Below are 13056 nucleotides of genomic sequence, written 5' to 3' on the forward strand. Positions count from 1 at the left end.
GTATGCCGCCGTATGTATCATGACGCCAACAGCCTGTTCATTTGTCGACGGACCAACGGCCGCATCAAGGCAGCCAGAAAGCCCGGTAAAGGACGTTCAATCTTGCCGGTATGGGTATTCAGGAACCAGCCGCGGAAATCCGCGCCATGTGGGCGGCCCAGAACGGCCTGCAGCGCCTCACCCCCCATCAGCGTTCCGGCCATGATCACCATGGGCGCGAAAGACATCCGACTGCGGGTGCCGGCAATAACTTCACCAGCCAGAGCCAGATCCACATGGTGCCGGGACGAGGAATGGGTCAGCACATATTCAGCCTCAGCAGCCGCGGCTGCATCGCGCATTTCAGGCGTCAATGCGTTCCAAAGGCTGCCCTGCGTGGGGAAATCCAAACGTTCCTCTGGCATGGGATCCTTCGGTCCAGTGACGTAAATCGATGGCAGGGGCGAGGCATAGGCGTCAATCACAGTCCGCCCATTGGCGCGTGCCGTACGATACAACAACAGGCTGGCACTCAGATCGTCAGTGCCGTTGATGACCACATCCGCGCTTTGGACCAGCCGGTCCACGTGTTCCGGCCAGTCCGCGCCCAGAACTTCGATTTCGGCCTCGGGGTTGATTTGCAGGCACTGGTCGCGGGTCGCCATCGCCTTGTCTTGGTCGACGGTTCCCAATGTCGCGAACAATTGCCGGTTCAGGTTCGACACTTCAAAACTGTCCAGATCAGCAAGGATCAGCCGCCCTACCCCAGCCCGGATCAGGGCCATAATCGCACTACCCCCCATCCCGCCTGTGCCACAGACAAAAACGCAAGCTTTGCGCAGCGCATCCTGTTCGGCCTCAGAAACAAAGCCTAGATTACGCGTTGTGAATTCCTGATACGAAAACGTACTCATTTACCCTGTTCCCTGGCGCGCAGAATGCCGAAGTCTCGTTGCGTGTCCGCCCATTGCCACAACGGCATCGCCAGCCGCTGCAACACAGCGGCAAACACGGCCAGCGCGACGGCGGCGAAGGACCCGCGCGGAACCTCGCGCCCGACATAGGACAGTGCGGTTGGCGTATCCATCTGCCCCAACTGCAAAACATCGTCGCCCCGGTCGTAGTCCAACTGATCCTGACAATAGTCATTCACGACCTGTTCCCGGTGCTTGGGCGCATCGGCAAAGGTCTTCTTCAGGTGATCCGATCCACCAGTATAGGCATTGGTGATCACAAAGCGATCTTCGTCAAAATCAGCCTCGGGACCGACACCAAAGACATGGCGATGGCTGTGCATGATTTCCCGGGCCAACAGCAGGTGCAAAAGGCTGCGCCGGTTTTGCGCTCCGCCCTCGGGTGCTGGGAAAACCCGCGCGAAACCGCTGCCGACCAGCCCGACGACCGCAGGCACTTGTGTCACATTCGAAATCCAAAGCGGCCGCATCCCATTGCGGAACAGCATCAACACGCAGGTCAGCCCATACAGCACCCAGCTAAGCCCCTGACTGCGCAGGTCGGGATCCACCATGACCAGCCCAAGGTGCAGCACCTCCTCGGACCGATGTCCCAGATCAACCTCCATCAACGCCAGAGCGTTAAAGGCCACCGGCGTCTGATCATCCCGGCGCGAGACCAGCGTGATCACCGAGTGCCCCAGCCTGTCGCGGTCACCGGCAAAGACGCCATAGCTCAACTCTCCGGCAGGCAGGGTTTTGGACGCCACCTGACGCAAGTCCGCGACAAGTTTGTCCAACTCCGACGGCGACATCCAAAGGCCAGGGCGTTCAACAATGCGAACACGATACCCACCCGAGGCATTCAGACGGACATCCATGTACCGCTGCGACGCGGCGCTGATAAGGGCGCTTAACAAATACTTTTCCCGTTAATTTCTGCTCTGTGCCAGATACCTATTTCTTTATGACAAAACTAAGGTTTGGGGCGTGCTATTTCGCGTCTGATCCCGGTGCTGTTCATGAACCGGAATATGCAGCGTTGGCACAAGTCCTGAATTCCACCAGTTTCCCGAATAGCGTTGGCTGGCTAAGCTCATCTCAGGACAAGGGTATTGGCTATGAAAATCGTCTCTGGCGGGCAAACCGGCGTGGATATGGCGGCATTGGAATTCGCCCGGCATAACGGGTTGGCCTATGGCGGCTGGGTGCCCAAGGGCCGAACGAATGAAGCGGGTCGCATTCCAGAGCATTTCACCGGCCTGACCGAGACGGGCTCTGAGAAGGTGGTGGAAAGAACCCGCTGCAACGTCGTCTCCAGCGATGCCACGCTGATCTTTGTCGATGGGTCCGCAAGCCCCGGCACGCAGCAAACCATTGTATTCGCTGAAGAGGCTGGGAAGTCACATCTTGTTGTCGATGTCAGAGATGGACTGGCGGTCTGCGTGCGGCAAGTACGCGATTGGTTGCAATCCATCCCGGCGTCGGTGCTGAACGTCGCCGGCCCCCGAGCGTCCGAGGCACCTACGATCGGAGTACAGGTCCGCGCTATACTGGACCGAATTCTGGACCTTTTGAGAGCGTGACCTTTACCCAGTGCTTGCGCCAGCTGTGCCCCGACTGCCGAACCTGACAAGCACGTTCCGGGTGACTTGTTCGACCTGCCAATCCCGCCGAGTCAGCCCCATCACCCATTCACAGGTGCCTGCGGTAAAAACTTCGCCCTCGCCTCGGTACCAATGCACGATTGCACCGTTTCCCCTGCTGCTGCGATCTAACGTCTCCGGTGTTACCTCTCCGAACAGAGCTTGAGCTTTGAATTTCGCATCCGCATCCGCGATGTAGGCCGTCTCACCCCAAACCTCGTAAGTCGGCTCAATATTGGTCGCCAGCCCCATCGCCACTATTTCAACCGCGGGATCAGCCCCATCCGCGCCTGTGGCAAAAGGAAGGCCGTCCTCCATCCGATAATCCACCCCGTCGACTTCGTATCCGAAAATTCGAGACGTAGCCCCCAACAGGTCGCCATAGCCTAACTGAGTCCCCGCCAGCGCCCAATGACCGGGGCGATACACAGTGAAGCCCCCGCTGCCCTGCCCCACACAGCGCCCCAGACCAGCATAAACCCCCTTGAGCCCGCTGACACCAAAGGTCTGCGCGCCGGGACGGTTTGCTGGGGCAGCTTCCCACGCAGTCGTTACCAGATGCTCCTGATCCGAACCGACAAGCGGGTCCTGATCCGCCTTGTATTTGTAGCAAACTTGGGTGCGCCCCTCGTCCTCGATCCGGGTTTTCCAAAGGAAATTGCCACCGAACCGCGCGACGCGACCTCCACCGTCTGTGAAGCGATCCACTGCGTCGCGCATGTTTGCTGACCAGTATTCGTCGTGCCCAACGAAGACGGCGCATTTGTAGCGCTTCAACAGTTCAGGATCAGCCTCCAGATCATGCTGTGTGGCAAAATCGAACTCGAACCCCTGGTCCTCGGCCCAGGCCGCAAAATGGCGTTCATAGCTCGCCCACCCGGCTGAGGCGTATTTCTTGGAGTACCCATAGGCATAAGCCCACTCCATATAAGGATAGCGCACCATCGTCCCCGGTTGGTGCGGTGTATCGGGCACCGCACGGGGGGCGCCTGCAGGAAGTTTGCAGAACCCCCGCGTCCACGGACGCTGCGTTGAAACCACTGGGGAAAACGCATTGCGGTCCGAGCCGGTTATTCCTTCGTAGTGGTTGGACCCACCCCAGCAGTTGTAAGCCAGCCAGGTTCCCGTGGCACAAATCAGGACATAGGGCGCAGGCGGCTTGCTGACCGCGCGGCGCAGCAGGAACAGATGATGTTCCTCAACCCGATCCCCGCCGCGCTCTGCACTCAAGGTCACGAGGTAGGCGCCTTCACGCCAATCCTCGGGGATTGTGAACTCGTAAGTGGTATCCCACCCACAGCCCCGAACCGAACAATCCTCTGGCGTGGTCTGATGTACCCCTGTGATACCCGTTTCCGTATGAAGCGGCTCATAACGCGCACCGTCACGACCGATCTCAAGGTTCCAGCGTTCTGCCGTGGTCGATACCCGCAAAGCCAGCCGATCACCCGGGGCATAGGTCATTCGATCCGTATATCCCCAAACCTCCAGAACCGAGGCATTCCGCGCAGGTCCTATATAGTAATTATCCAGAATGTGCCGTGCCTTGGCGCGCGTTCTTGGTGTTGTCGCGGGTTCAGAGGTTTCGGAATGTGTCATGGCTAAACCACTAGAAGAGGATGATTGTTTTCGGCGTTAGAGTTTTGGAGATTTGACTTAGAAACAGGCAGGCAAAGATAGTGATCGCCCCGAACCCGCACTAAGCCTCGTTGTTCTGGCCGGACCAAAAGCCGATTTCGTCGCCGTCGATGATGATCGCAAGATCCCAGAACTTTTTGATCTCTGCTTCGGCGGCAAGCGCCGCCGCCGGTTCGTCCGGGATGCGTTCCACCCGAAAGCCAAACTGCTCGAACCCACTGTATTCAACGCGGCTTAGAATGACCGGAAAGACCTCTCGCTCCAGCGCGGCCGCGGCAAGTAGTCTTGCGACGTTATAGGCAGACTCAAGCGGTTTAAGAACCCGGATGCCAATATAAGTAGGGCCAGCCTTGTCGTGCTCCCACAGGGCCATGGACGGTGTCAGGTCCATCTCGGGGAACACAACTTTTCCATAAGCCTTGGGCTTGTGATTGTCCGTGATCAGCGCATCCAGTTGAACCGGCTGCTTTGGTGACGTTCTGCCAAGAATTTCGAACCAAGAGTTGTCTGTCATTTTTGGTGCCTGACCCCTGCTATGATTTCAGCCGCGCTCGACGCCCCCGCCTCCGGCAGTTCGATGCCGCTCAAGGCCGCACGATAAAGCTCCAGCTCATCGTGATCCAGACAGGCTGATACCGACCGTTCCAGTTTCATGAGGTCTTTTTCGGTGATGATCGCGCACAGATCGCGATCAGCCAAAGCGCGGGCTCGCCGTTCCTGATTGTCCAGATATGGGGCCGATTGCGGGATCAGGATTGAAGGGATCTTGTGGTAAAGGATTTCAAGGACGGAATTGTATCCCGCCGCTGAAATGACCAGATCCGCGGCCAGACACAGGGATGTGGCCTCAAAGGTCTGAACCACACGTGTATTTGTCCACCCGAACGTGGCTGGCTGAACTTTGCTGCCGGGCCATGTCACGACAAGATGCAGACAGTCCGACCGATCCTCCAGCATCCCGGATATCGCCTGCAGCTGTGCCGAGCGGTCAGACGCAACGCCTCCGCCCAACATGCTCACGACCAACTGTTTGAAGTCCCGTCCGAACCTCTCGGCTAGCCGCGCCCTGAGCCCGTCGCGTTCATCAGCGGACTGATCCACCTGACGAAAGATCGGGCCGACATAGTGCACGTGATCGCCATAGCTGTAGGCGTCGTTCAACTCTTCAAAGGCTTCCGAGGGCACGATGACCCGATCGAAAACCCCCTCTCGGCGGAGCATCGTCTGCCGCGACCGTCCGTCCGGCCAAAGACCCCGCCGCACCCAAATCGCTGACAATTTCCGCTCGAGGATGACGCGGTAGACGGAATCGAAGACATGGCCGCCGTCGAAGACCAGACTGTCGTGTTCTTGTAGCGCGGCGCTCAACCGACGATATGTCAGGATATCATTACCGTCGGGTTTTTCCGTCATGTCGATCCGCGAAACCAGCGGAATGCAATCGATACCTTCGCGCCGCACAAGCGGTACGCAGCTGGGAAAGGCCGCAAAAACCGGTGACACCTCATCCGGCAGCGAATTTGCGATTACCGCACATCGCTGAGCGTGCCCCAATCCAACGCCGTTTGTCGGGAAGAACAGTGTTCGCTGCGTGCTCCGATCAGTTTCGCGTTCTTTTTGTGCAAGACCCGCGGCGCTTTCCAGTCGGGAAATGTCCACCGAATGAAGCCACTGGGACTTTCTGGCCTGTTCAGCGATTTGCGTGGTATTGCCAAGTATTTTCCCCGTCAAATACCCATCCAGCGAAAACGGCGTTTTAGGGCCCAGCAACGCTGGCGCGCCCGAGGACACAAGGGCCTCGTCATCCGTGCAATCAATCGCAACACCCCCAGTCGCGATCAATTCGACGGCAAACGCCGCCATACGTACCCCGGCGATACCGTGGCCGAACATTGCAAGTATGTCCGTCGAGTTCGCCAAGGTAAGCGACGAAAGATCGGTGTATAGATTGGTTGGCAAATCATGAAACGGCGAGGCCTTGATCGCCTCATTCTGCGCCCCGCTCACGACCAGCCGCAGATTATAGCGGCCCTGATTGCTCATCCGGGAAAAGCAGGAAAGTGTTTCAGGATTGTCCAGTTCCATAGACCCCAGAACAACCGTGACATTCGGCATCGCACGCGTGGACCGGGGAGTTGGCCGGATCTCGGCAACCAGAGGACTGATCGCCGAGGGCAGTACCGAGCGTGGCTGAAATTCCGTCAGGTCGATTACCGTGGCTTCGCGCCCAAGCGCATAAGCCAGACGGGCCTTTGCACCGATATAGCTTTGCTGGGACTGGAATCGCCCAGTCGCGATCACCGGCACGTCCGGGCCAAACTGCTTTTGCCTAAGGGATGCAAGAAGCGGATCGTCGATATCCTCAGCGCCCAGCACAAAGACGGTTTCTGCCTCATGCTCAAGCGGGTCAACCAGAAATCTGGCGGCCTCGTATACTCTGCCGCGGCCTGCATCTTCGGGCAGGTACTCAGCATCTACGCAGGCGGTAAATCCGCGTGCGGCAAGTTGCTCGGCAAAGATCAATTGCGCATCGAAGGATCGTAAGGAACGCGAACCGGCCTCAATGAAAATCATATTGTTACCCTGCTGTCAGCGGACAGGACATTGGACAGTTGCGCCCTGAAGGTGTCAGCGGAATAGCGCGCCAGCGCCGAATGTGACCTGGAAACCTGTTCATGATACCGATCCGGCTGCGCGATTAGGTCGGAAATGATCCCGTTTACGTCCGTTGGGCGACAGCTAAGCACCCCGTCGCCGAACGTGACCCCGATATCGGGATTGGTCAGAACCACCTTGCCCGCGGCCAGAGCCTCGGCGATGACCCGGCCAAAGCTCTCTTGCCAGGTCAGGGCCGTGAAATACACGAAAAAGTCAATCATTCCAAAGAACTCATCCACACGAATGGCGTTGAAAGGAAGCAAAGTCCAATGTGGTCGTAGCACACTGGCATCCAGCAAGGCGTCTGCACCCAGGATGACATTGCTTTGAGCATGTTCGGGGAAACACTTGTCGAGGTCTACAAGACCCGGAAACTTCTCAAAACCCGGGCGTGAATGCCTTCCGCGACGGTCTTGGGGTATGTCACACGGGGCCACAATCTCGGTTTCGCAGATGTTGAACCAATCTGTGTCCAGAACTCCCCATTGCCGGGCTACGCGGGACCCGGCCAACCAATCGTTTACAGTTTTACGATTGTACGGCGAAATTGGCGCAAGCCTATTCCTCAGCGTAAGCGCCGACGCCTCAATCTGGTTCAGACAGGATAACACGTCGAACCCTTCTTGCCCGCCCGGACGCAGGAAGTTCTCGTGGGTGACCACCAGCAGTTCACGCGCGAAGATCTTTGTGTTCAACGCGTCCTGAAACTTTAGAAACGCCGGATTGTGCAGGATCACAAAATCCGCACTGACGCGCGGTGCATCCCAAATCAGCGGAATGTCCAGTTCGTCCAGCACACGCCGTAATACCGGCGCAATATACTGGTCCTCGCCGAACGTCCTTGAGGTTACGGCGTGAACCTCAAGCTCACCGAATTCCCCGGTCACCCGAAGTTCGGCTGCGACCGCTGCTGAGGTGCCACCAGAAAACCGTGGTTCAATGATGTAAGCGATCTTCGGGCGAGAGGGGTAGTTGAGGACGTCGTACACGGGCATGGCGCCTAGTGCTGCAGCGAACTTGCGCGTGCGGTCGTCCCTGTCGGGGCATCAAACGGATTATCGGGTGCGGCGGCAGGGTAGCCGAAATCCAAACTGCCCGCGGATGCGGCATCATAAAAGCCGCGAAGCTCACGCGACAGTTCATCGTCGCCCGTCAATAACTCCGGGTTTCTTTCCAGATATGCCTGAAGCGCCCCGATGTCATTGGTTGATAACAACTGATCAATCACGATCAGATGCTCAAGCGTGATCTCGGCGCGCCCGCTCTCTGTCGACGCCAAAAATAGTAGCGCAGTTACAATGCCGACGAGTCTGCTATCAGTCATTTAAATAAACCTTATCAATACTTGTTAAACACACCCACCATTTGATTCAGTCTTTCTCATTTAACACCCAGAATAGCGTCATTAGTTTGTCGTTGCCCGAAGTTTTTTCAGAACCTGACTTCTGAGTTGATTGACCGGGTTGTTTGCCGTTGCGCTGCGGGTGCTTCTCTTAGCTGTTCGCTTGACCGGCGCACTGCCGTAGCCATCTCCGGCCAGATATAACTCAACCACCCCTCTTGGACTTTTGGTTTTCGACCCCGTGAAATCACGCAGCAAGGCACCCGCATCCTCAGCAAGGGCCGCCGCTTTGGCGGCATCTTGCCTGTGGTAGAACCGAACGTTGGACTGCGATACCTTATACCCTACGCGTGCCGTCGTATTCAGCTCGTGACCCGTTGACGTCAAGTTGGCGACAAGCGAATCCACGGCATCCTGCGGCAGCCTGTTGGGCGCATACAGTCTAAATGCCGCGCCCCCTGCAGCGGATCCCACTTCTGGCAACTCGACATCGGCACTGGGCAGCTCGACATCGGCACCGGACAGTTCGACATCGGCACCGGGCAGCGCCACAAGTTCCACTGGATCTGACAGCTCAACCCGCGGCGTAAAAATAGGAGGCTGCAGCGCCTCGGCAGCGATCCCCGTGTCTTCAATTGGCGCAGACGGCACCAAAACCACGGTCGTCAGAACGATTTCGATCGGATCGATGGAGAGCGGTAAGTCCGGCTGAATAGCCCGGGCCTGTGTCGGCAGTGTCGCGGGCTCCGCTGCGGGCGGCAAAAGCACAGGTTGCCGGAACAAGACAGGTTGAGCCGCAAGTTGTGGCGTCCGTACCGGAGCGGTAAACGCGTCTGCAGCAATTTCTACGGGATCAACTCCTGCCGCAGCGACGGCGGCCAGGGCGGTTGTCTGGTCCGAAACCTCTGGTGCGACTTCATATGGCAGGAAACTCGGATTTGCCTCTCGCGCGGGCAGATAACCGGGGCCGGCTACCGGCAAAAACGGCTGTTCGAGCGCCGGGACATAGGCCAGAATGTTTGGGGCGACGCTCAGAGTTATCGCCTCGGATGGCTCTGTCGTCTCTGTCGTCTCTGTCGTCTCTGTCGTCTCTGTCGTCTCTGTCGTCTCTGTCGTCTCTGTCGTCTCTGTCGTCTCTGTCGTCTCTGTCGTCTCTGTCGTCTCCAAGACAGGGGGCGTCAAAGCGGCAAGACTGTCCAGACCTTCCGCCTCAGCCAAACCGCTATCGGGCGCTATTGGCCACGCAGAGCCATCGACCACTTCCGTTGAAATGACGATTTCACCCGGTAGAGGCGACGACAGATCAGGTTGTAACGGAATATCCTCTCCGCCCTGCAACGGAGTGGTGACCTCGACCTCTGCAGTTACTGAACCCGCCGTTTCTTGCGAACCTGGTCCGGAAAGAACCCAAAAAACCGAAGATGAGGCCACCACCCCCATGGCGCAACCTATGGCGATCAATCCCAACCGGACTTTGCGGCGCGCGCGTTGCTGATCCTCCAGTTTCTGAAGAATCTTCCTGGACAGGCGATAATCGATCTCTTCATTCGAGAGCTTTAAACTCAGACCTGCATCCGTTTCATCGTCACCGCCCGTATTGTTTTTGCTCCTCCGGGACCTGAAAGTACCCCGAGTTTTTTCGCCCGGTTCGGCATTTTGAGCGCCATTAGACGTATTAGGTCTGGTTTTTCCCGACTCACCCGCATGCCCGGCTCCAGCTGCATTTCTTTTCTTTCTGGCTTCTTCAAGCTGATCGGACCACGCTTTTTGTCCAACTGGAGCTGGGTCACCTGTGGTTGATTGCGTTCCACCACGGCCGGGTGTTTCCGTGGCCTTGGTTTGCTTTTCTTTCTGTTCGCGCGCTGCGCGGTTGCTTTCTTGCTCTATTCGCGCCTTTTCAAGGACCTTTTGCCATTCAGGGGATTCAACAAAGTCATAGATACCCGGCGTCTGAAAGACGCGTTTCTTGGCAACTTCTGGTCGAGTCCTTGGGCCGTTCGCCTTCGTCATAAATTACCCCCGACTGGCCGCTGAAATAAGCTCTTGGCTGTTCAAACCCGGTCAAAAGGAACACAGGCCGGCGCGTCAAAAATGCAAAAAAATATGGTCATGAGTATAAAAAATTGACCCCTCGCTGACAAGTCAGCCGGTGCTGTCACACAGAATGTGAACACGCCTGACCAAGCACCGGATCGCCGCCCTATGCCCCGCAGAACCGCAGTTTCAGCGTAATTTTTTGTCGCATCGCCGATTTCGAGCTAGGCTATAGAGGCTAATACGCACCGCATGAACGCTGTTGCAGAGTCATTTGGCGGTAGTTTGGGTAATTTGTTTGCAAAACATCTGGGTATAAATGGAAGCACTTCAGAACAAACCGGACGCATTCACTCTAATCGATCACTCCAACCCCGTTCATGCCAAAGTGGTTGTGGTGGACTGGATGTTGGGAAACGCCTGCAGCTATGCGTGCAGCTATTGCCCAAAGTTTTTACACGACGGCTCTGTCAGATGGCAAAGTACCAAGGACATCCTGCACCTGTATCAGCAGATGAAACGGCACTATGTGGAGGAACGGGACAAAGTTGTCTGGCTTCAGTTTACTGGCGGCGAACCCACGATGCACCCCCGCATCATTGATCTGCTGCGTCACGCGTCAGAAATTGACTTTAAGGTCAGCTTGATCAGCAATGCATCACGAACACCCCGGTTCTGGGAGAAGATAAACGGGTGCCTGAACAGCGTCATCCTGACCTACCACGCCGAATTTGCCGAACTGAACCATTTCATTGGCGTGGCGAAAATGATGGAAGACCGCATCAGCGTTCATATCAACGTCACGATGCATCCGGACCGTTTCGATCAGACATTCGATGACGCGCAAGAACTGCGGGCGGCGCTACCAGCAGCGTCGATCTCGTTAAAACCGTTGCGGCAAGAGTTTGGGTCAAAGCTATACGACTATACCGATGACCAGATGCTGGTGCTTTCGAAAGGATTGCCCTCCCAAATCGCTCCGGTCGGTGAAAAGCCACGCTCTTTAATGCGCGCGACATCTCGGTCCGGGCAATGTGAAACGCTACCCCCGAACGAGTTCATTCTCAGAGGGTTGAACCGGTGGCGAGGGTACAACTGCAACGTCGGGCTTGAATCGCTGCGCGTCAGGGGAAATGGCGAAGTCTACCGGGGTGTCTGCGGCGTCGGAGGTGTCATCGGTTATTTGGGTGAAGACGTGGACCTGCCCCACGAGCCGATCCGATGCACGAATGACTCCTGTTCTTGTCTAGCCGACATCCTGATCCGAAAGGAGCTTTTGTCCGGCGATCCCGCGTCAGGACAGCCCGTCAGATCGAATTGAGGCTGCCAAGGTCCACCCCACTCCACGCCATGCGCGGATCGGCCAACACCTCAAGCAGGTCTTTGTGTTCGGGATGGTCCGAAGAGCACACATCCTGGCCTTTGAATTCTTGCGGCGTGACATGACCCCAATTGCGCAGCCTCAGAAAGTAAACGCCATCAGCGTTCATTTCGTTGGCAAGATCCACAAAGGCAGGCATCTCTCGGTAATTCGCAGCCTGCACGACAAAATCCAATCGCAACGTATCAATGTCTCCGCGCGCGTTCAGGTCGCCAAGAAAGCGCAGGTTATTCCTGAGCACATTGAAATCACCGCCGCGGCGCAGCACACTGTAGGTGTCAGCCTGCGCCGCATCGATCGACACCCAGACTGACGAAATCTTGTCCCAGAGGCCAAGATCGTTCCAGGCTCTTTCATTGGCCAGCAACCCGTTGGTATGGAGCTGAATACGCCGACCGGGCGGACCTGACTGCGTCAAACGCCCTAGAAGATGGCGAAAATGTCTGCTGCCAAACGGATCCCCCGATCCCGTTACCTTGATTTTCGTGGCCTTGCTGACCAACGGCAAAAGGTGGTCCTCAAAGACCTTGTTCAACCGCTCCGTCTCTTTGTGCGGCAGGTTGATCAACTGGGTTCGACAACTTGGGCAAGAGATGTTGCAGGACCGGTCATGAGATAGGATAACCCGGTCGGGCCCCTCTTCCAACTCAAGCTTCAGGCCCTGCGTTTCCTCAGTTCGGGCCGGAAGCCGGCGACCGGCGATCTGTGGACAATGCCATCGGCTGCAATGCGAGAAGTCCCCGTCACGAACAGAACGTCTGATTTCACGGGCCCGATCGGAATTCCAGAACCCGCCCTCGTCCGCCGTTTCGAGGCGACCGATCGGAACCGGCTGCCACGCCGAACAACAAAAGTGAACTTCCCCATTAACCCGCGTTTCCATTTCCCGAAAAGGTGCACCACATGTCCGCGTTCGAAGCCAGCGGTCAGCTTCGGTTTCTAGGTCCTCTGAAGTTTCACGGGCTGCGTCTATTAACCGTTGTGCCATAAGGTCATGGTGATCGCGGCTGACGACCTCGCGCCCCAGCATTTCGGTTGTCGACCATTGCCTCTGCTGCAGGGCAAGCCATCCTGCGACCAGCAGCGTCAAAATCTCAAATTCTGTAGGGTTTTCCGAAACCTGCTCGACAAACCGATCCAACAGAGCCTGATCGCTGTTTTGTATTAGGGTCCCCGCGCATTCGCTAACCAGGTCCTTTGCGTGAGCATCAGGGCCTTCCAGAAGTCTGCGCCGCCTAAGATAGGTCGCGTTATATTCCGACAGCGACTCGATGATTGCCGCACAGTCGGCATCGTCTGTGTCGAAAAGCACTTTGGTGTTGTCGCGCGTTGTAGGCATTGCGGCTGTCATAGTGACATACAGCGGCATCAAATCAAGTATGCGCTGGATTAGCGCAAAAAGCGGCAATGAATTGAGCCGGGTTT

Annotated in this window: 11 protein-coding genes; 2 read left to right on the forward strand and 9 right to left on the reverse strand. The window is 56.9% G+C overall.

Annotated elements, in window-relative coordinates; all coding sequences use genetic code 11:
- Positions 1-17: 17 nt before the first annotated feature.
- Entirely contained in the window at positions 18-893 is an 876-nt protein-coding gene (locus ACXAGD_RS10390) for a ThiF family adenylyltransferase (protein WP_475210310.1), read from the reverse strand.
- A complete protein-coding gene (locus ACXAGD_RS10395; protein WP_475210311.1) occupies positions 890-1852 on the reverse strand; it encodes a hypothetical protein in 963 nt (320 codons plus the stop codon). The genes ACXAGD_RS10390 and ACXAGD_RS10395 overlap by 4 nt, the downstream gene beginning before the upstream one ends.
- A gap of 201 nt (positions 1853-2053) precedes the next feature.
- Here ACXAGD_RS10395 and ACXAGD_RS10400 point away from each other — a divergent pair, with 201 nt between their 5' ends.
- A complete protein-coding gene (locus ACXAGD_RS10400) occupies positions 2054-2518 on the forward strand; it encodes a putative molybdenum carrier protein (RefSeq protein ID WP_475210313.1) in 465 nt (154 codons plus the stop codon).
- A 3-nt stretch (positions 2519-2521) separates the two neighbouring features.
- Here the strand turns inward: ACXAGD_RS10400 and ACXAGD_RS10405 are convergent, their stop codons facing one another.
- The 6 genes from ACXAGD_RS10405 to ACXAGD_RS10430 form a co-directional block, all read right to left on the reverse strand.
- Complete coding sequence (locus ACXAGD_RS10405; RefSeq protein WP_475210315.1) at positions 2522-4177, reverse strand: N,N-dimethylformamidase beta subunit family domain-containing protein; 1656 nt, start codon at positions 4175-4177, stop codon at positions 2522-2524.
- A gap of 100 nt (positions 4178-4277) precedes the next feature.
- Complete coding sequence (locus ACXAGD_RS10410) at positions 4278-4730, reverse strand: hypothetical protein (protein WP_475210317.1); 453 nt, start codon at positions 4728-4730, stop codon at positions 4278-4280.
- Entirely contained in the window at positions 4727-6790 is a 2064-nt protein-coding gene (locus ACXAGD_RS10415; protein ID WP_475210319.1) for a glycosyltransferase, read from the reverse strand. Before ACXAGD_RS10415 ends, ACXAGD_RS10410 begins: the two co-directional genes overlap by 4 nt.
- The gene (locus ACXAGD_RS10420) at positions 6787-7869 is read right to left on the reverse strand and encodes a hypothetical protein (protein ID WP_475210320.1); all 1083 of its coding nucleotides are present in this window, start codon (positions 7867-7869) and stop codon (positions 6787-6789) included. The genes ACXAGD_RS10415 and ACXAGD_RS10420 overlap by 4 nt, the downstream gene beginning before the upstream one ends.
- 5 nt (positions 7870-7874) lie before the next feature.
- The gene (locus ACXAGD_RS10425) at positions 7875-8198 is read right to left on the reverse strand and encodes a hypothetical protein (RefSeq protein WP_475210322.1); all 324 of its coding nucleotides are present in this window, start codon (positions 8196-8198) and stop codon (positions 7875-7877) included.
- A gap of 81 nt (positions 8199-8279) precedes the next feature.
- Positions 8280-10226 carry a hypothetical protein gene (locus tag ACXAGD_RS10430; protein ID WP_475210325.1) on the reverse strand — a complete coding sequence of 649 codons (1947 nt, stop codon included), beginning with the start codon at positions 10224-10226 and terminating at the stop codon, positions 8280-8282.
- A 343-nt stretch (positions 10227-10569) separates the two neighbouring features.
- On the opposite strand from ACXAGD_RS10430, the gene ACXAGD_RS10435 reads away from it, so the two are divergent.
- Complete coding sequence (locus ACXAGD_RS10435; protein ID WP_475210328.1) at positions 10570-11571, forward strand: radical SAM protein; 1002 nt, start codon at positions 10570-10572, stop codon at positions 11569-11571.
- Here the strand turns inward: ACXAGD_RS10435 and ACXAGD_RS10440 are convergent.
- Positions 11558-12970: a radical SAM/SPASM domain-containing protein gene (locus tag ACXAGD_RS10440; RefSeq protein WP_475210329.1), complete on the reverse strand. Its 1413-nt coding sequence runs from the start codon at positions 12968-12970 to the stop codon at positions 11558-11560. The genes ACXAGD_RS10435 and ACXAGD_RS10440 overlap by 14 nt on opposite strands.
- Positions 12971-13056: the final 86 nt, after the last annotated feature.

It is taken from the genome of Ruegeria sp. ABF4_144 (assembly GCF_056160045.1).

Bases quoted from the DNA above. Each gene is read 5' to 3' on its own strand.
- ACXAGD_RS10390 (WP_475210310.1), bottom strand. From the start codon at position 893: ATGAGTACGTTTTCGTATCAGGAATTCACAACGCGTAATCTAGGCTTT.
- ACXAGD_RS10400 (WP_475210313.1), top strand. From the start codon at position 2,054: ATGAAAATCGTCTCTGGCGGGCAAACCGGCGTGGATATGGCGGCATTG.
- ACXAGD_RS10405 (WP_475210315.1), bottom strand. From the start codon at position 4,177: ATGACACATTCCGAAACCTCTGAACCCGCGACAACACCAAGAACGCGC.
- ACXAGD_RS10410 (WP_475210317.1), bottom strand. From the start codon at position 4,730: ATGACAGACAACTCTTGGTTCGAAATTCTTGGCAGAACGTCACCAAAG.
- ACXAGD_RS10415 (WP_475210319.1), bottom strand. From the start codon at position 6,790: ATGATTTTCATTGAGGCCGGTTCGCGTTCCTTACGATCCTTCGATGCG.
- ACXAGD_RS10420 (WP_475210320.1), bottom strand. From the start codon at position 7,869: ATGCCCGTGTACGACGTCCTCAACTACCCCTCTCGCCCGAAGATCGCT.
- ACXAGD_RS10425 (WP_475210322.1), bottom strand. From the start codon at position 8,198: ATGACTGATAGCAGACTCGTCGGCATTGTAACTGCGCTACTATTTTTG.
- ACXAGD_RS10430 (WP_475210325.1), bottom strand. From the start codon at position 10,226: ATGACGAAGGCGAACGGCCCAAGGACTCGACCAGAAGTTGCCAAGAAA.
- ACXAGD_RS10435 (WP_475210328.1), top strand. From the start codon at position 10,570: ATGGAAGCACTTCAGAACAAACCGGACGCATTCACTCTAATCGATCAC.
- ACXAGD_RS10440 (WP_475210329.1), bottom strand. From the start codon at position 12,970: ATGCCTACAACGCGCGACAACACCAAAGTGCTTTTCGACACAGACGAT.